The organism is Methanococcoides seepicolus, assembly GCF_023684405.1.
Taxonomy (GTDB): Archaea; Halobacteriota; Methanosarcinia; order Methanosarcinales; family Methanosarcinaceae; genus Methanococcoides; species Methanococcoides seepicolus.
On record NZ_JAGSOI010000004.1, the window covers coordinates 17,581 to 35,719 of the forward strand.

The following is an 18,139-nucleotide window of genomic DNA, read 5'->3' on the forward strand; positions in this document are numbered from 1 at the left end:
GAGCGGTCAGTCTATTTTATCTATTTTCATCAAAGGATAGTCAAGTTCCTTATTGAACTCCATTGAAACATGCACCTTTGCTGAGCCGTATATTGCATCGATCTGAACATTGAGCATACGCCCTTCAAGCTCGCAGTAACCGAATTCATCATTAAGCTTTGAGCCGAGGATATCCCGATCTATGCTCACAGTAATTTTTTCCACACACGGCTGCACTGAAATGCTCTGTGCAATAGCTGTCTCAAGGCTTTCCACAGTACGAAGGTTCACCGGAGAACCGGTGAACTGATGATATAAAGCTCCAAGCTTGATACCCGCTTCAAAAAGCACGTTATCCCTGTCAGTAATTGTATCTTCGACCATTCTATCTACCATGTTCCTGATGCAACGACATTGACCTTCATATATATAGCCAATGTGGTAGAAGAACCGAGGATTATCCTTTTTTCACAGTGATCCAGAAAACACATCCTTTCCCATCAGGATTGTCCTCAACTCCAAAACTGCCACCATGGAGATCGACAATCTTCCTTACGATTGCAAGACCAATCCCACTTCCCTTTATGCTACTGTTTCCTACACGCTTGAAGCGTTCGAATACTAGTGGCTTGTCTTCGTCTGAAATACCTTCACCAAAATCAGTGAACTGCACTTTCCATTCATCGCCTGCATCCAAAATATCAACATAGACAGTACTACCTTCTGGGCTGTATTTTATAGCATTTGAAAAAAGGTTTGCGAATACTTCCTCGATCATTATATTGGCTTTTGCAAAATAACTTCCACTGAATCGGCATACAGCCCTCATGTTCTTATTCTCGAACATTGCCCCAAAGTTTGTTTTTGCAATGTTGATCATAAAACCGAGATCAATAACATTGAACTCAATTTTTTCAACTGAATCAAGTCTTGAAAGTTTTGAAGCCATCCCGATCATATCGATAACCTTTTGATTGCTCATTTCCACCTTTCTGAGCATATCCAGCATAGAGGGGTCTTTTTCTTTCTGTATAAGAACGGACAGAAAACCTTTGACTATTCCAACTGGATTTAACAGGTCATGCCGCAAGATATCTGCAAACAAGTCCTTTAGCTCATTAGAATATTCCAGATCCTCCGCGTACTTCTTAAGTTCAGATTCTGCTTTTTTATTTATAGTTATATCACGACAATTATAGACATGACCTTGGATGACCCCATCCTTGAAAACAGGGAACAAATTATATTCAACGACACGACCATCTTTGAAATACAGCAATCCACTATCTTTTTCTTTTAGGCTTGAGAACTTACGGACCTTTGAGCCTACATATTCAGCATTCTCAAGATGTGGATAAACAAATTCCGCAAATAGATCCAAATAGTCCATATCGACCCCTATATTTTCAGGAATTTTCCACATATCCAGGAATTGTGAATTCATCAACTTGGCCTTATTACCCATATCAAAAAAAGCAATGCTGTCACCCGACGATTCAAGAACATTTTCAAGTAGAAGTTCATGCTCCCCCATCAAAACTTCAACTAAATTACGCTCAAAGATTTCTTCTTCAAGCTGCTCATTGACACGAGACAGTTCTTCAGTCCTTTCCTTCACTTTGTCTTCCAATTTCAAGCGATAGGATTTCAGTTCCTGCTCAACTTTTTTCTTTTCAGTGATGTCCTGAACAATGCTCTGTATAACTCTCTTATTGCGGTCAACAAAGGAAGAACTTATTGAGACATCGATAACGCCACCATCAGCTTTGTTCATACACGATTCCGAGTAAGCAGAACCTTCTGCCAACACCCTTCTTGCAAAAGCAGGAAACTCATCATACAGATCTTCATCATACAGAGAATAAGCGTTTATGTTGTAGAAGGCATTCCTTTCATAACCGAGCATATCACAGGCTTTTTTATTGATATTTAAAATTGTACCATCCAGAGTATGGATCAAGACCGCATCATTGCTCTCTTCAAAAAGAGAACGGAAATACATTTCATTTTCACGAAGGACTTTGTTGTAACGTTCATGTTGTAGTACATTCCCAATGATCATTCCCACAAGACCGAACATATCCACTTCAAATTCCGACCATTGCACTTCTTTTTCCCTGCTGCTAAAAACAATAAAACCAATCAACTTATTTTTTGCTATCATTGGTACAACAACAAAAGATTTTATGTGGAAATAATTGATCAGGTCTATTTCTGCACCCACTCCAAAAAGGAGTTCATCAAGAGATGAAACTACAATATTTTTACCGGATATTAGATTTTTAAAAAGCTCTGGAATTTTTGAAATGAAAAGGTCGCCTATACTTTCATCAAGAGGTCCCTTACCATCTTTGTCCCATTCATAAAGAACGGAAAGGAGAGAACTTCCAGAGGTGGAATCGTAAATATGACATTGAGTAATATCGGAAACTGTACCAATAGCTTCCATAGCATCATGTATTTTCTCGTCAAGTTCATCTGATGAAAAATTAATGAAACTTGAAGATATATCACGAATTGTTTTTTCAAATTCTACACGTTGTTTTAACTCATCCCCCATATATTTTCGTTCAGTAACATCCCGGAGGATACCGTTAATACCCGTAACTTCACCAGATGAGTTCATTATAGGAGTCCCCACCTCTTCCATCCAGTGAATGTTTCCTTTTGAATCAAATAATCTGAAAACAGTAGGTTTATTGAACTCCCGTCTGATCGTAGCACGATAACTATCAATGAGTCTTTTCCTGTCATCTGGATGGACTATGTCCAGCCAATTTCCAGCAAATACCTGTTTAGGAGTATAACCATATGAACTAACCTGTGGGCTAATGTATAACAGGTTCATATCCGTATCAATAGAATAGACCACATCCTTGATGTTTTCTATGAGAAAACGATATGACTCATCCTTTTCAAAGGAGGAGGCATACATATTACGATGCATTACCATCAATTCAACATGATTGGCAACTGTTTTGAATATGTCCTCGTCCTTCTTAGAAAATAACTGGATATCCGAATCCGCCAATTCATCTAAATTGTATACAGATATGACGCCAATTAACTCATTGTTCAAAGAAATATTATAATTAAGAGAGTGATTCGTCCTTTTGAAATTGTCGGAGCTATAGAAGGAATCTTGAAGATCCATACATGCACAGACATTATAAGGATTACTGAAAGCAAGAGGGAGCTTTTCGATTATTTGCTTAGCAGCTTGCTCAAAGGAAATCTTACCTGCCATAAAATCAAAGATAAATAGACAACTTAGTTCATTCCCTTCTAAAAGAACATCTTTCTCAGATGTATGTGACGAACTCAAAAGCCCTTCACCGGCATCTCTGCTGATAATACTCATTGCCTCCCCCATTTAAATGAACGCGTTATCCCCACAACAATGTTCAATGAATAAGTATGTCCAAACGATTATATAAGCGTATTTATACAAATAAATATTTACACTGCGAAATAATAAAAATTAATGAAACCTGCTCTTAAGCCCAACCTCATTGTCAATAATTTCCGCCATCATTTCCAGCTCATCGAGTATCCCCTCAGAATCCTTTCTCATCTCACATACCGCTGCTTTGAGACTACCGCCACGCAGGTACAATGATCATTTTTTCCTGTAGACAAGACCGGCATCGAGGAAATTTCGAAGATGATGATTGACACGTGATAATTTAATACCAAGGGTTGTTGCAAGGATCTCCGAAGTTACCCCCTCATCTTCGGAAAGATTTGCAAGCATGGTAAGTACTATTTTTTTGGAAAATGTTTAAATGTGATATACACTAAATGAAATTGTTTGGCATAAGTTGATGATCAAACAATAACAGATCATTTGAATATCTGAGATCGATACGTGGAACAGGGGGAAATGTTTCCGTTGCAGAAGTACGATCAGATATCAAAGGACAGAAAGTCGAATACCATTGTATCACCAAATACGGAGGTAAAAATGGACCTTAACCGTTTTACACAGAAAGCACAGGAAGCCATACAGAAGTCTTTCTCCATTGCTGCAAGGTATTATAACCAGCAAACGGAATGCGAGCATCTGTTGCTTGCATTATTGGAACAGGATGGCGGGCTTGTGCCTACCCTTCTTGACAGTATGGGAGTTGACAATCAGTCGATAATAAAAAAACTTGAAGATCATTTGTCAAAACTGCCACAGGTATCCGGGTCGGGGAGTGGGCAGACTTACGTGAGTCAGGCATACAGCAGAGTGCTCGACACGGCTGAAAATGAAGCAGGTTCAATGCATGATGAATACATCAGTGTAGAACATGTGCTCATCGCACTCCTAAAAGAAAAGGGGAGTACAAGTTGCCGGATACTAGAGGAAGCAGGCATCACAATGGATGCCACATTAGAAACAATTAAAGAACTAAGGGGGAATCGACGCATTACCAGCGAAAATCCGGAAGACACAATGGAACCGCTCAAGAAATACGGAATTGATATCACCGAACTTGCAGCTCAAGGAAGACTTGACCCGGTAATAGGAAGGGAACAGGAGATCAGACATACCATAGAAATCCTTTCACGCCGCAGGAAGAACAATCCCGTACTCATAGGAGAGGCAGGGGTTGGTAAGACAGCTATTGTAGAAGGACTTGCCCTGCGTATTGCAAAACATGATATTCCTGATGACATGAAGGATAAGAAGATCATAGCACTCGACATGGGTGCACTCATCGCAGGAGCGAAGTTCAGAGGAGAGTTCGAGGAACGCCTTAAAGCAGTCTTAAAGGAAGTTGCCGATTCCCAGGGACAGATCATTTTGTTCATTGACGAGATGCATACCATCGTAGGAGCAGGAGCTACAGAAGGTGCAATGGATGCAGGGAACTTGCTAAAGCCGATGCTTGCGAGAGGCGAACTGCATTGCATAGGTGCCACCACGCTTGACGAATACCGCAAGTATATAGAAAAGGACGCAGCTCTTGAAAGAAGATTCCTGCCAGTCCTTGTTGACCAGCCTGATGTCGAGAATACCATATCCATCCTCAGAGGGCTGAAAGAAAGATACGAGGTTCACCACGGAGTAAGGATCAAGGATGCTGCACTCGTGGCTGCTGCGGTCCTCAGTAACCGTTATATTTCGGACAGGTTCCTGCCAGACAAGGCCATCGACCTTGTTGATGAAGCCGCCGCAAAGGTCAGAACGGCCATTGATAGCAAACCATCCGAGCTTGATGAGGCAGATCGTAAGATATTGCAGCTCGAGATAGAAAGAGAAGCTCTGAAAAAAGAGAAGGATGCGGTTTCAAAGGAAAGAGTTGCTGATCTTGAGAAGGAACTTGCGGACATTCGTGCTGAATCCGATGCCATGCGTGCGAAGTGGCAGAGCGAGAAGGACACCATTGCAAACCTGGGATCACTGAAACAGCAGATAGAGGATATTAAGACACAGCTTGAACTTGCTGAGAACAGCGGTGATTTCGAGCTGGCCTCAAAGCTGAAATACGGTACACTAACCCCCCTGGAACATCAGTATAAAGAAGAGGAAACAAAGTTGCAGGAGCAACAGGATGACATGCTCCTCAAGGAAGAAGTTTGGGAAGAGGATATTGCACAGGTAGTAAGCCAATGGACCAACATTCCCATAACAAGGTTGATGGAAGGGGAACGTGAGAAGCTTACACATCTGGAAGATAAACTTCATGAGAGAATTGTAGGCCAGAACGAGACAGTGAAAGCGGTTTCCGATGCGACCATACGCGCTTATGCAGGCATCAAGGACCCGAAAAGACCCATTGGAAGTTTCATTTTCCTTGGACCTACCGGAGTTGGCAAGACCGAACTTGCAAAGGCACTTGCTGCGGAAATGTTCAATGATGAGAACAATATGATACGCATCGATATGTCGGAATACATGGAAAAGCATACCGTCGCACGCCTTATCGGAGCGCCTCCGGGATATATAGGTCATGAGGAAGGAGGACAGCTTACAGAAGCAGTTCGCAGACGACCTTATGCAGTCGTTCTCTTTGATGAGATAGAAAAGGCCCACCCTGATGTGTTCAATGTCATGCTCCAGATACTCGATGATGGAAGACTGACCGATTCGCATGGAAGAACAGTGGATTTCAAGAATACACTGATCATCATGACATCTAATATATGCGTTGACCGCACCATCTCGAAACTGGAAGAAGGTGAAGATTACGCAGAAATGCAGGAGATGGCGCAGAATGAACTTGCTAAATATTTTAGACCGGAATTCATCAATCGTATCGACGAACTTGCCATTTTCCGACCACTAACAAGGGAACAGCTTGTGAGCATTGTTGACATTAAGGTCGCTGACCTCATACAGAGGCTTAAAGAGAAGAGAATGGAGCTTGAAATATCAGAGAAGGCGAAACATTACCTTGGTGAAGCTGGCTATAGTGAAGCCTTTGGAGCGCGACCCCTCAAGCGCGTCATTCAGAACCAGGTAGAAACAGCAGTTGCAAAGTTGATCGTTGAAGGAAAGGCCCTTGAAGGTTCTACCATAGACGTGGATGCTGATGACAGGGGTATCGTGGTCAGTGTGAGAACAGCGAGAGCAGAGCAATGATCAATTGAAGGGGCACTTCCCTTCACTTTTTCGATTCATTGTTCATTCATCATAATACTGCCGCGGAATCTTCATTATAGGGGATTCGAGATAGAGAAGCAATAATAAGAACATTAATGTGGCAAAGATGAAAAGATATTCCGGCAGGATGAAATAGGACAATATTGGAAGCATGAAGATAATTGCCATAATGGCCATTGCTTTGGGATGCCGAAGTTTGGGATAAGGGTGTTCACTTATCATAAGATATGATAACAAAAGCATTATCGTAACGATCCCATACAGTATTATGTATTTATCCCCCATTAACATGTAAGAGGCAAGAACAGCAGCTGCAGCAGTTATTGGAAGCCCTTCAAAATCAGGGATAGCCTTGTTCTTTGTGTTGAATCTCGCAAGTCTGAGAACACCACAGATAACATAGATACAGGCAACAGCTCCCACAAGAGAAGGCTGGAGATGCCCATATATCAAAAAGATGACAATTGCTGGTGCCGTACCAAAAGAGATAGCATCTGCAAGTGAATCAAGATTTTCACCTATGACACTTGATCCCATTCTGCGGGCCAGAAACCCATCCGCACCATCGGCAATAGCTGCTAAGAGAATAAAGATGAAAGCGAGATCGGCTTTTCCAGAAAATGCGCTGAAAATTGAAAGCATACCGAACATGGCATTGCCAAGGGTCACAACATCCGGGATCTTAAGTAGTTTTATAAAAGTCATTTCCGCACCTTAAAGCCTTTTTCTTTTGCGATTACCGTTTCGCCTGCATACACACGGTCTCCGACCTTACAGGTAATATCAAAATCTTCCGGAATGGTCACATCGACACGGGAGCCAAAACGGATCATCCCTATCTTCTCACCATTGACAAGCTCATCCCCTACATTGACGTAGGAAACTATCCTGCGAACCATTACACCGGCTATCTGAGTAACATTCACATCACCATGGCTGCTCTTTATCACTGTGACGGTGCGTTCGTTCCGTTCAGAATCCTTGTGAAAAGCAGGCAAATAGCCACCTTTTTTGTGAGTTATGCTCTTTACGACACCAGAGATGGGAGCACGGTTCACATGCACATTATGGACATTCATAAATACGCATACCCGTTGTCCACTGACATCAATAACTCTGCCATCGGCTGCTGAGAACATGCAATGGTCACATATCTTGGTAGTCCTGCCAGGGTCCCGGAAGAACCAGATGACAAAGACGGTAAGGAAGAGAAAGAGGTAGAACAGATACCATACAAGATCAATTCCCGTCAAGACCGCTGCGGTCAGGAAAATACCTGTTAGGATAACTACAGTAACTACCCATGAAAGAGAATCTTTAGCTAACATTTCCGGTTCCCTTAGATCTTACGTACGAACGACCTTAACTGTTCTGTAGTCATTTCCCACAGACCATCGATCAGGTCAAGCAGTTCAGGCAATATTCGCATTACCACATAGGCGATGACAAAAAGTGCGATCCCTGATCCGAACTTGGCAATAATATGATGAGCAACTTCAAAACTTTCAGGGCCGAACCACTGTTCACCATATGCGACTATCACAAAGGTATTTCTGATAAGGTTCAATGTGTATATAACTGGAACCGACACCATGAAAGCCTGGAAGAGCTTCTTTTTCGGAGCGTTTATAGAGATTATAAGACCCGTGAACAAAGCAATGCTCTCAATAGCAGTACAGGCAAGTATGATATTAACAGCATATCCGTTATAGACCACGCCATTACCGCTTGCGACCACATCATGCCCCAGCATCTGGAGCATCCATACCGTATTACCAGTAACTGTGGAGATTATCCACTGATTGAGCGAAGGTATGTTCGCAAAAGGGAAATAGAAAAGAGAACCAAGAGCAGTTGCACTTGTAGCCATTAGCACAATATTGAGATGACCCTTTTCTTCAGGAACTGAGGAACTACTGTAACCACGGACCATGTTCTGTGCCATGAACAGGCAGAAAAGAGCAATGGCTACAGTAAGTATTACATTGAAATAATCGTTTATCGCGATATAATGTAATGGCTGGTAAGCCCAATGTAGTGAAAAGAACACCCATCCTAAACCGCCAATCAGAAACTTTATCCTTTTGGTTGGAGGCAGGATAGCAGATGCCACCATTAATGCGACGGCAATCCAAAGTACGTTTTCCATCATAATAAAGCATCTTTATAACAGGTATCATATATAGTATCTTGCTAAATGCATAAGGTTATGTAAAAAATGCCAGTCCCAACAACACCCCCATTGACCGTTGATGCCGTAATCATCTTAAATGGTAAGATTGTACTCATAAAACGGAACAATTACCCGTTCAAAAACGAATTTGCACTACCTGGTGGCTTTGTGGAGGTAGGCGAGACAACTGAAGCTGCGGCAATCAGGGAATCTTTTGAAGAAACCGGATTATCTATCGATCTTGTTAAATTGATCGGAGTATATTCAGACCCTTCACGCGATCCTCGTGGGCACACTGTGTCCGTATGCTATCTCGCGACAGGTCATGGAAAGCCGGAAGCGAACACTGATGCAGCAGATGTAGCTTTGTTCGATCCCGAAAAACTGCCAGAACTGGCTTTCGACCACCGAAAAATGATAGACGATGCAGGAGATGATATTAATGGAATTCTGTCCAAAATGTAAAAGTATGATGCACCCGATCGAAGGGACGCTTAAATGTCGAAAATGTGGATATGAGAAAACGAAGGATGTCGCTCCAGAACTTATGAGCACATCATCAAGAGAGGAAAGAGAGGTCACTGTCCTTGAAGGTGATACTGACATAGGACTGCCTACAACAACCGCAAGATGCGAAGAATGTGGAAACAATACTGCATACTGGTGGCTAAGACAGTTAAGGTCTGCCGATGAGTCGGAAACACGATTTTTCAAATGTATCAAATGTGGCTTCACCTGGCGTGAGTACGACTAATATATAAGTACACTGAAAAAAGCAGTGACACATATATATAGGAAATGATATAAGCAAGTTGAAATTGAGATTATTCGATGGAGAAACAACATGTTCAAGGCGACAATTGATGCATATCTTCTAAAGGATTCGATCGAAACGCTTTCTGTACTCGTGGACGAAGCAAGGTTCAGGATTTCACCAGAAGGAGTTATTGTAAGGGCAGTCGACCCTGCAAACGTTGCGATGGTAAGTTTTGACCTTACCCCAGAGGCATTCGATGACTTTGAAGCAGACGACTGTGAGTTGGGATTGGACCTTTCGAGGATCAATGACATACTGGGAGTTGCAGACAGGGACGATAAGGCCCAGATGGAACTGGATGAGGAATCAAAGAAACTGAAGATTCAGATAGGCGGTTTTTCATACACAGTTTCACTGCTTGACCCATCCACGATACGTGCAGAACCAAGAATTCCACAGCTTGAACTGCCAGCAGAGATAGTCCTTAACGGAAAGGACCTGCAAAAAGCTGTTAAAGCCGCTGAGAAGATAAGTGACCATATGTTACTTGGTGTTGAAGGAGAATCCTTCTTCATGGAAGCAGAGGGTGACACCGACCGTGTGAAGCTCACCATGACACGTGACCAGCTTATTGACATCAGGCCGTCTGAAGTGCGTTCACTGTTCTCACTTGACTACCTGTCAGACATAATTAAACCTGCTTCAAAATCCAACGAGATCTCACTTCACCTAGGCAACGATTTCCCTATAAAGATCAATTTCAGCATTGCCAACGGAAACGGCAGCATTGGATATCTGCTGGCACCAAGAATTGAATCAGACTAAAATGGATAACAGACATCTCGCCTTATACCCCTTTGTTTCCGAGGCATCCGAATATGTCGGAAGTCTCGGATTTTCACCGGACAGGCTACTATCCTCACGTGCACTGGAATCCGCACGCATAAGAGGAAAGGAACGTGTGATACAAGCACTTGAAGGCGAGATCGAAAAACCATCCCCCTCCAGTTCAGAAGAAGGAAAGATACTTACTGAACTGTTGTCCTACCCTTTTTCAAGGATACTGGTCTCGTGCATAGATGATCCTTTTTTGACCCGAAAATATGCACTTGCCGAAGCCAAGGCTGCATACCATTTATTGAAAACACAACAACCGGAGTTCCTACAGGACCTGGCCACTGATTTCAAGATCAATGCGGAAATCTACGAGAATCCGGAAACCCATGACATATTTTTCGACCTGCATTTTACGGATTATATCAAACTTGCAAGTCCTTTGAAGGACCTTAACTGGAAACTGGTAAACAGGAAGATGAAGAAAGGCTACGTAAAGATAAGCAAGGAAGAGCTTGCCCGCCTGCTCCAGGAGGCCATACGCCTGCGGATACAGAACTCACTCCCAATAACTGTTCCAAAAGAGATATGTGAAGCCTGCATCCCGCATACGGATACAATCAGTGAAGAACTGGAAAAGAAGAAGACCGAATTCGGAGTAGGAGAATTCCAGAAGGTAGAAAGTGAACTGTTCCCACCATGCATCACGCAAGCGATTGCAAATGTACGTGCCGGAGTGAACCTTGCCCATTCGATGAGATTTGCAATGACCTCGTTCTTAATAAACATCGGGATGTCCGTTGACGAAGTGGTGGCAATGTTCAACATCTCCCCTGACTTTGATGAGGAAAAAACACGCTACCAGATAGAACACATCGCTGGAACTTCATCAGGCACAACATATAAACCGCCATCCTGCAACACGATGAGAACCTACGGCAACTGTTATGCTCCGGATGAGATATGCAAAGGGGTAAAACATCCTTTAGGATATTATAGCAGGAGGACGTGGTTCAAGAACAGAATGCAAAAAGATAACGAAAAAGGGAATGAAGAGAAAAAGGAAGGGGAAACTCCCCCTCAGTAACCATTTATCTCTTTTTATACTGGCGACATTGTTCCACAAAACTTTCCACAGGGAACGAGCCAGGGTGCGCATGCATATAGCTTGCAAGGGAATTATGCTCCGTGATACCATCCTTTCCGTTCATGATGCCTTTACCACGGGACATTTCGTAAGCAAGCCTTGAATCACTATCGCATTCCGTCAGAGAATAATGGAATTCATGGCCTCTGACAGGTCCTTTTATGAACTTGCCTTTTGCGATACCCTCTGTATAGCCAAGTGCCTGAAGCCTTTTTGTCTGCACGGTCTCTGCAGGGAAAAGGTCTGCCATCTTGTACACGACATCCTCTATCTCATAGGAACTGCACAGATACTGCAACCCGCCACACTCACCATAGATAGGCATGCCATCAGCAGAAAGGTCTTTGAGCTTCTTTGTCGTGCTTGACCGTTCAAGTTCTGCAATATGGAGTTCCGGATAACCTCCACCGAAATACAGGCCATCCACTTCAGGAAGTTCACCATCCAGAGGACTGAAGAACTCAATGTTCGCACCACATTTCCTGAACATATCGAACATTTCTTCATAATAGAAACAGAACGCACTGTCCCTGGCAACACCTATGGTGACCTTGGACATATTTCCGACACACCTTTCATCTTCAACTTCCGGCTTAACAGGTTCGCGTGCAAGAGATAGGATTGTGTCGATATCGACATTTTCCTCAATGAAACTTGCAAGCATATCTACATCATAATCCTGCTCAGATGCCATATGCAGACCAAGATGCCTTGAAGGGACTTTCACATCATTGTTCCTCGGAACAGTTCCCAGGACCGGAATATCCTGAAGGACATCCTTGATCAGCTTTGCATGGCGTGGACTTCCCACCCTGTTAAGGATAACACCTGCAATTTCAACGTCCTTGTCGAATTCGGTAAAACCTTTCACAATAGCACCGGCACTTCTGGACATACCGTGTACGTTCACGACCAGTATGACAGGTATACCAAGTGACTTCGCAACATGTGCCGAGCTGGCGATCTCCGTTGAATCCATACCGTCATAAAGCCCCATAACGCCTTCGATGACAGAGATATCAGCATCCTTGTAACTGCTATCCACAGTTCTGCGAACACCATCCACCCCCATCATGAAAGTGTCAAGGTTCCTTGAGGACACACCGCAGATAGCTGTGTGATGTGTGGGGTCGATATAATCCGGACCAACCTTGTAAGGCTGTACTTTCATGTTCCTTTTGGTAAGAGCCGCCATAATTCCCATAGCTACGGTCGTTTTACCGACACCGCTATGCGTACCTGCAATTAGGACCGATCGTTTCATGGCACTAATTGAGTTGGTTTTATATATATCGATTACCATCTGTTTCACAACTTAAGAATCATTTTGTGTACACGACCATGAATCCATCCAGTAATAGTTTGACAGACAGGTTCGGACGTACTGTTACAAGTCTTCGGATCTCAATTACGAACCGCTGCAACCTTGATTGCATCTATTGCCACAGCGAAGGTGATGAGGGAAACAGGAAAGAAATGTCCGCAAAGACAATTTCTACCATTGTCAGCACTGCGACAAAGTTCGGCGTCGACAAGGTCAAGTTCTCAGGAGGGGAACCCCTTGTCAGGAAGGATTTCGAGGACATACTTCGAGAACTTCCAAAACTAAAGGATGTTTCAGTTACAACAAACGGCGTATATCTCAAAGAGCGCGCATTCGGTCTGAAAGAGGCCGGACTGGACCGTGTCAATGTCAGTCTTGATACCCTCGATCCTGAAAAGTATGCATACATCACTCACGGAAGCCCCGAAACCCTGCAGCAGGTCCTTGAAGGGATAGATGCTGCCATAAGTGCCGGACTTACACCGGTCAAACTGAACATGGTACTTCTCAAAGGAATCAATGAAGATGAGATCGATGATATGCTGGAACTTGTCCGAAGTAAAAAAGACGACCTGATCCTACAGATAATCCAGGTGATGGATTTCAGGGATGGAAAACAGTACGATCTTGATGCGGACAAGATCGAGAAAAAACTTGAAGAGTATGCAGACAATATTACCATGCGTAACATGCACCACCGCAAGAAATACGTCATCGATGGTGCTGAGGTCGAGTTCGTAAGACCGATTGAAAATACGGAGTTCTGCGCCAACTGCAACAGGCTCAGGATAACCGCAGATGGAAAGCTCAAACCTTGCCTGCTGGTTAACAACAACCTTATCGACGTCTCAGAAGCAGAACCTGATGAACTGCCGGAACTACTACGCAGATCCATTGATCGCAGAGTTCCATTCTACAGGGACATGAAAGGTAAAACGATAATAGGAGATTGAAAAATGGAAGTAGAACTTACAGTTGATGGAAAGAACATAGAGATCAATCATTTCGTTACAGAGATACTCGCAGCCATGACCGGCTCTTCTGTGGAGACACTCCACGGTGTCGAAGAGGACTGGAAAGAAATGACGGTCAAACTTAAGAGATCAAAGACGGCTCACCAGAGCGAACTTTAACGAATAGAGGGAATTGCCAATCCATCCATTCATCAACGTAGTTTAGGTTAGAACTTCTTTTCAGAATCATTGGTTCTTAAATGGCTATATATTGAGGACTTCCTAATATAATATGAGCAGTGATTGCTGGGTTCGCATGTTCCAAATCTCCTGACCACCATTATATTTTGGACAGTAAAAAATGGGAGTAGCTACCGCTATGCCAGTCTAATAAAAAGGGAGTGATATATATGAAAACAAACAAATTAAGTGTTTTAGCCATTTCATTACTACTGATGATAATGGCCGCTGGCACCGCGCTGGCAATTCACCCAGATATTGATATCAAACCAGGGTCATAGCCAAATTCCATTAATGTAAACGCCGCTGGTGAGATCCCAGTTGCAATATTGGGTTCAGACACCTTTGATGTAAACCAGATAGATCTAACTAGTGTGGTTTTTGCTGGGGTTGGACCAGTGACGTACAAGAATGGAGCCAACGCTGGATTGGTCAAGGCAGGATATGAAGATGTCAATAGTGATGGGGTTCTGGATTTGGTGCTTCAATTTAAACCGGATAAAAGTGACCTACGAGATTCGTTTGAATTTAGTTAGATAGAGGTAAAAGGGCTTGATGGTTACCTAACTTTGACAGGTCAGCTTCTTAGTGGTGCACCCTTCGAAGGCAAGGACACAGCAAGACTTCTTCATGCAGACTGGCTCTGATTCAACATCATAACCTATTTTTTTTCTTTTTTAATGGTTACAGAGATTGAGATTCTATAATCCAATCTAGTATGATGAGAATCTGTCCAAACAAGAAGGATATTAGCACTGTAGAAGCACAAACTTTTAAAATTAGTGTAAAACTAACAATTTGAATTTTTGAATATTTATTTCTCAAGATACCTATTACCCCGAAAGATTATGCACCGATTAATTTTGGATTGAAATTTTGATTTCTGATTGTGTCTTAATTTTTTTTCAAAATGCGTTGAACTATGGTTGTGCATAAGTTCCACATAACGCCGTAGTGTTTTTCATCATTACCTAGATCCCCAAGTTATTCTGACAGTGATTGTTATGGAGTGCTCGATACACTCGACATCGGTGTCTTTTATGATAACAACTGCGATGGGGTTTAGAACACTGGAGATATCAATAGCCATTACAATGCCGATGTTGAACTATATGCTTTGGATGGGTGTACGTTGATTAAGCCAGCACTAGTGCCAGCACTAATTCTTAGTGATTTGTATAGGTATGAATCCGTTCCTGCGGCAAATACTTAGTAAAGATCGTGCCAGAGGATAGTTCCTATGAAGTCAAGTGGGATTGCATCGAGGTGAAAGAAGGTGTACTACAAGAAATTAATTTTGGACTTTGCAAAGAATGTACCCAATATTCACCAGGGTACTGGAAGAACCACCCAGATGATGGCCAGTTGAGGAGATCGAGATTGGTGGTATCACCTACACGAAGGCAGAAACCATAAGTTACATGCAGGCTCCCGTGGCAGGCGATAAGACATACACACTTTTCGAGGCACTGGTTGCCGCCAAGCTGAACGGTGGTGAATACTGTGGCTGCCCTGACATAGCCGATATCATTGAGGCCGCTGACGCCTGGATATTTGTTCATCCTGTTGGAGTTGGAGTTGCTGCAAATAGTGATGCCTGGCAAGGATTTGGTGATGATCTATATGAGGAGCTTGATGATTTCAACAATGGCGAGCTCTGCGATGACGATGGCGACTGTAAGTTTTGTGATGACGGTGACGAAAGCGGTGATGAAGAAAAGGACGATGACGTTCGAAAACCTAAATACAAGTAAATGATGTGGAATCACCTTGATTCCACTTTTTTACTCCACATCCCTGTGATTATCAGGAATATGAAACAAATAACGAGAATTTTTTAAGATTACCTGAGAGAGCTCTCCTTGGTAGATGTATATACCCAGGATATCTTCACCTGTGCCCTTCTTGGCATCCAGGCCCTTAAGCCTCCTCCCTATTTTTTTATTGTCTTCCGTACACACCTCCAGGGCATCAATAAACCATTGAAAGTAGAAACAAGATGTATATTTTGTTGTATTATTTGGTGTGTATTGATTAAGCCCATTATTGTAATAGCTTTTAGCTTATTCAATAACAGCAAATTCTCCCACTGCCATTGAAAAATGTAAAGAGATTTTTTTAAGATAATGGTTTCTAAACATAGTTTCTAAACATAGTTTCTAAACATAGTTTCTAAATTAAAGAACCTAACCTAAACTTTATAGAAAGCCTAATACCAGTTTAATTTTCTAATTATGAATTAGCTTAAAATGGATTTCGTCATACATTTACCTTATTCGTCGACCGTTAGGATATATCCAAAAACTATTTACTGGAGTACCCTATTTACGATATCGTTCAGACATATTATTTAAAAGTTATATAAATACAGATCTATTTTTCAGACTAAAATATCACAGACTTGATCTAATGAGAACAGAACAGAAAGTTAAGAAATATTTTGAAGAATCGTTTTCGAGCGACCTGAAAGCAGGTCTTATCACTGCAGTTGTGGCACTTCCACTTGCCATCGCTTTTGCGATCGCTTCCGGAGTTGAGCCGGTAATGGGGCTTTACACTGCCATTATTGCAGGAATGCTTATATCCACTTTTGGCGGCTCCCGTTATTCAGTATCCGGACCAACCGGTGCCATGACAGTTATTGTATTATCAACTGTCAATGGACATGGTGTTGAAGGATTATTGCTAGCAGGGTTCTTGGCAGGTATTTTCCAGATATTATTCGGCATATTTAGATTGGGTAAAGTTGTGAAATACATCCCATTGCCAGTCATATCCGGATTTACAAGCGGTATCGGCATAATAATATTGATCGGACAGCTATCCAATGTGTTCGGACTGGTATTGCCTGCACGTGAACATGTGTGGGAAACCGTTTATGATGTCATCGCAGGCATTGACATGATGAATATTTTGGCGTTGAGCATGTTTGCAGGCACCATAATACTCATGCTACTGCTGCCAAAGGCATTGTCCAACATAAAATACCTTAAGAACATTCCTGCCTCCATCATAACTTTGGTACTTTCAGTGATCCTCACATATCGTTTCGATCTTGAGATACCGATCGTTGGAGAGATCCCAAGTACGATCCCCCAGATCCACATGCTGGACATCAACATCGGACTCATGTATGCGGTCCTACCGGCAGCATTTACGATAGCTCTTCTCGGAACCATAGAATCCCTTCTTTGTGCTGTGGTCTGTGATGCGATGACGAACACCAAGCATAACAGCAACAAGGAACTGATAGGACAAGGAATTGCAAACGTTATCCTCCCGTTCTTCGCAGGCATTCCTGCAACAGCAGCAATTGCAAGAAGTGCGGTCAATATAAGAGAAGGCGCTAAGACCCGAATATCAGGGATCATTCATTCCCTGGTACTCATTGGAATATTGATATTCTTCGGACCAATAGCACAGTACATCCCAAAAGCATATCTTGCAGGCATACTCGTACTGGTCTCCATCAAAATGGTCAATGTAGATGAGATCAGGACCACGATGAATATCAGCAAGATGGATACGTTCGTCCTATTGACGACATTTGCATTGACCGTCCTGACAGATCTTGTATTTGCCATCCAGGCAGGCATGTTCCTTTCGATAATACTGCTGTTCATACGCCTGACCAACATAATCGAGGTCCAGTCAATGGAGAGCTACGACCCTTCCGAAGGAATAAATGCCACGATACTTGCAGACCCTTACCTAAAGGATAATGTAGCGGTATATACGATAAATGGTCCATTCTTCTTTGGCGCAATGGCAGTATTCGAGAACAAGGTAGATGAACACATCCATATGAGCAAGCCCCATATGATTATAAGAATGCGTTATGTCCCTTTTATCGATACCACAGGTATCGAAAGGTTGAAAAGCTTCATCTTAACCAGAAAAGGAACAGGTCACAAGGTATATTTGACAACCGTGCAACCGGAGGTCATGCGTTCGATCAGCTCTGACGCGGTCCTGAACAAGTTGATGCAGGACAAGGATGTCACGATCTTCAAAAGCACACAGGAAGCCCTTGGATATTTACAGGAAAGGGATGGAAATAGATGAAACCATCCCATCCCTGCATTCAATATAGAGATCAATGGATCAGAGAAAGCATCTCTGATGAATTGAGTATTC

18 protein-coding genes are annotated in these 18,139 nt (G+C 42.7%); 9 read left to right on the forward strand and 9 right to left on the reverse strand.

Annotation, left to right across the window (positions count from 1 at the left end; all coding sequences use genetic code 11):
* Positions 1-6: 6 nt before the first annotated feature.
* The 4 genes from KDK67_RS01675 to KDK67_RS01685 all read right to left on the reverse strand — a co-directional run bounded on the left by KDK67_RS01675 (position 7) and on the right by KDK67_RS01685 (position 3,733).
* Positions 7-375: a dihydroneopterin aldolase family protein gene (locus KDK67_RS01675; RefSeq protein WP_250867110.1), complete on the reverse strand. Its 369-nt coding sequence runs from the start codon at positions 373-375 to the stop codon at positions 7-9.
* Between the two features lie 61 nt (positions 376-436).
* Positions 437-3,340 carry a PAS domain S-box protein gene (locus KDK67_RS01680; protein ID WP_250867111.1) on the reverse strand — a complete coding sequence of 968 codons (2,904 nt, stop codon included), beginning with the start codon at positions 3,338-3,340 and terminating at the stop codon, positions 437-439.
* Between the two features lie 120 nt (positions 3,341-3,460).
* On the reverse strand, positions 3,461-3,595 hold the full coding sequence (locus tag KDK67_RS14225) for a hypothetical protein (RefSeq protein ID WP_276575029.1): 135 nt from the start codon (positions 3,593-3,595) through the stop codon (positions 3,461-3,463).
* A 3-nt stretch (positions 3,596-3,598) separates the two neighbouring features.
* The gene (locus KDK67_RS01685) at positions 3,599-3,733 is read right to left on the reverse strand and encodes a winged helix-turn-helix transcriptional regulator (RefSeq protein ID WP_250867112.1); all 135 of its coding nucleotides are present in this window, start codon (positions 3,731-3,733) and stop codon (positions 3,599-3,601) included.
* A 210-nt stretch (positions 3,734-3,943) separates the two neighbouring features.
* Between KDK67_RS01685 and clpB the strand changes: the two genes are divergently transcribed.
* Positions 3,944-6,553: an ATP-dependent chaperone ClpB gene (gene clpB, locus KDK67_RS01690; protein ID WP_250867171.1), complete on the forward strand. Its 2,610-nt coding sequence runs from the start codon at positions 3,944-3,946 to the stop codon at positions 6,551-6,553.
* Positions 6,554-6,595: 42 nt separating this feature from the next.
* On the opposite strand, the gene KDK67_RS01695 is transcribed toward clpB, so the two are convergent.
* The 3 genes from KDK67_RS01695 to artA are packed head-to-tail and all read right to left on the reverse strand — an operon-like array spanning position 6,596 to position 8,726.
* Positions 6,596-7,279: an archaetidylserine synthase gene (locus KDK67_RS01695; RefSeq protein ID WP_250867113.1), complete on the reverse strand. Its 684-nt coding sequence runs from the start codon at positions 7,277-7,279 to the stop codon at positions 6,596-6,598.
* Complete coding sequence (locus tag KDK67_RS01700; protein WP_250867114.1) at positions 7,276-7,902, reverse strand: phosphatidylserine decarboxylase; 627 nt, start codon at positions 7,900-7,902, stop codon at positions 7,276-7,278. Before KDK67_RS01700 ends, KDK67_RS01695 begins: the two co-directional genes overlap by 4 nt.
* Before the next feature lie 11 nt (positions 7,903-7,913).
* Positions 7,914-8,726: an archaeosortase A gene (artA, locus tag KDK67_RS01705; RefSeq protein WP_250867115.1), complete on the reverse strand. Its 813-nt coding sequence runs from the start codon at positions 8,724-8,726 to the stop codon at positions 7,914-7,916.
* A gap of 66 nt (positions 8,727-8,792) precedes the next feature.
* On the opposite strand from artA, the gene KDK67_RS01710 reads away from it, so the two are divergent.
* The 4 genes from KDK67_RS01710 to priL all read left to right on the forward strand — a co-directional run bounded on the left by KDK67_RS01710 (position 8,793) and on the right by priL (position 11,425).
* Complete coding sequence (locus KDK67_RS01710) at positions 8,793-9,212, forward strand: NUDIX domain-containing protein (RefSeq protein ID WP_250867116.1); 420 nt, start codon at positions 8,793-8,795, stop codon at positions 9,210-9,212.
* Positions 9,190-9,501 carry a transcription factor S gene (locus KDK67_RS01715; RefSeq protein ID WP_250867117.1) on the forward strand — a complete coding sequence of 104 codons (312 nt, stop codon included), beginning with the start codon at positions 9,190-9,192 and terminating at the stop codon, positions 9,499-9,501. Before KDK67_RS01710 ends, KDK67_RS01715 begins: the two co-directional genes overlap by 23 nt.
* A gap of 90 nt (positions 9,502-9,591) precedes the next feature.
* Complete coding sequence (locus KDK67_RS01720) at positions 9,592-10,329, forward strand: DNA polymerase sliding clamp (RefSeq protein ID WP_250867118.1); 738 nt, start codon at positions 9,592-9,594, stop codon at positions 10,327-10,329.
* A 1-nt stretch (position 10,330) separates the two neighbouring features.
* Positions 10,331-11,425 (forward strand): DNA primase regulatory subunit PriL, encoded by a 1,095-nt coding sequence (priL, locus tag KDK67_RS01725; RefSeq protein ID WP_250867119.1) that lies wholly within the window; start codon positions 10,331-10,333, stop codon positions 11,423-11,425.
* Between the two features lie 4 nt (positions 11,426-11,429).
* Here the strand turns inward: priL and KDK67_RS01730 are convergent, their stop codons facing one another.
* The gene (locus KDK67_RS01730; RefSeq protein WP_250867120.1) at positions 11,430-12,749 is read right to left on the reverse strand and encodes a cobyrinic acid a,c-diamide synthase CobB; all 1,320 of its coding nucleotides are present in this window, start codon (positions 12,747-12,749) and stop codon (positions 11,430-11,432) included.
* A 77-nt stretch (positions 12,750-12,826) separates the two neighbouring features.
* Here KDK67_RS01730 and moaA point away from each other — a divergent pair, with 77 nt between their 5' ends.
* From moaA to KDK67_RS01745, 3 genes are all read left to right on the forward strand, one after another.
* Positions 12,827-13,762, forward strand: a complete 936-nt coding sequence (gene moaA / locus KDK67_RS01735; RefSeq protein WP_250867121.1) for a GTP 3',8-cyclase MoaA — start codon at positions 12,827-12,829, stop codon at positions 13,760-13,762.
* Between the two features lie 3 nt (positions 13,763-13,765).
* Complete coding sequence (locus tag KDK67_RS01740; protein ID WP_250867122.1) at positions 13,766-13,942, forward strand: hypothetical protein; 177 nt, start codon at positions 13,766-13,768, stop codon at positions 13,940-13,942.
* Positions 13,943-15,423: 1,481 nt separating this feature from the next.
* Positions 15,424-15,756 carry a DNA polymerase V family protein gene (locus KDK67_RS01745; RefSeq protein WP_250867123.1) on the forward strand — a complete coding sequence of 111 codons (333 nt, stop codon included), beginning with the start codon at positions 15,424-15,426 and terminating at the stop codon, positions 15,754-15,756.
* Positions 15,757-15,786: 30 nt separating this feature from the next.
* Here KDK67_RS01745 and KDK67_RS01750 read toward each other — a convergent pair whose 3' ends face one another.
* Positions 15,787-15,963, reverse strand: coding sequence for a hypothetical protein (locus KDK67_RS01750; RefSeq protein WP_250867124.1), 177 nt, complete (start codon positions 15,961-15,963; stop codon positions 15,787-15,789).
* A 448-nt stretch (positions 15,964-16,411) separates the two neighbouring features.
* Here KDK67_RS01750 and KDK67_RS01755 point away from each other — a divergent pair, with 448 nt between their 5' ends.
* Positions 16,412-18,067 (forward strand): SulP family inorganic anion transporter, encoded by a 1,656-nt coding sequence (locus tag KDK67_RS01755; protein ID WP_250867125.1) that lies wholly within the window; start codon positions 16,412-16,414, stop codon positions 18,065-18,067.
* The last annotated feature ends 72 nt before the right edge of the window (positions 18,068-18,139 follow it).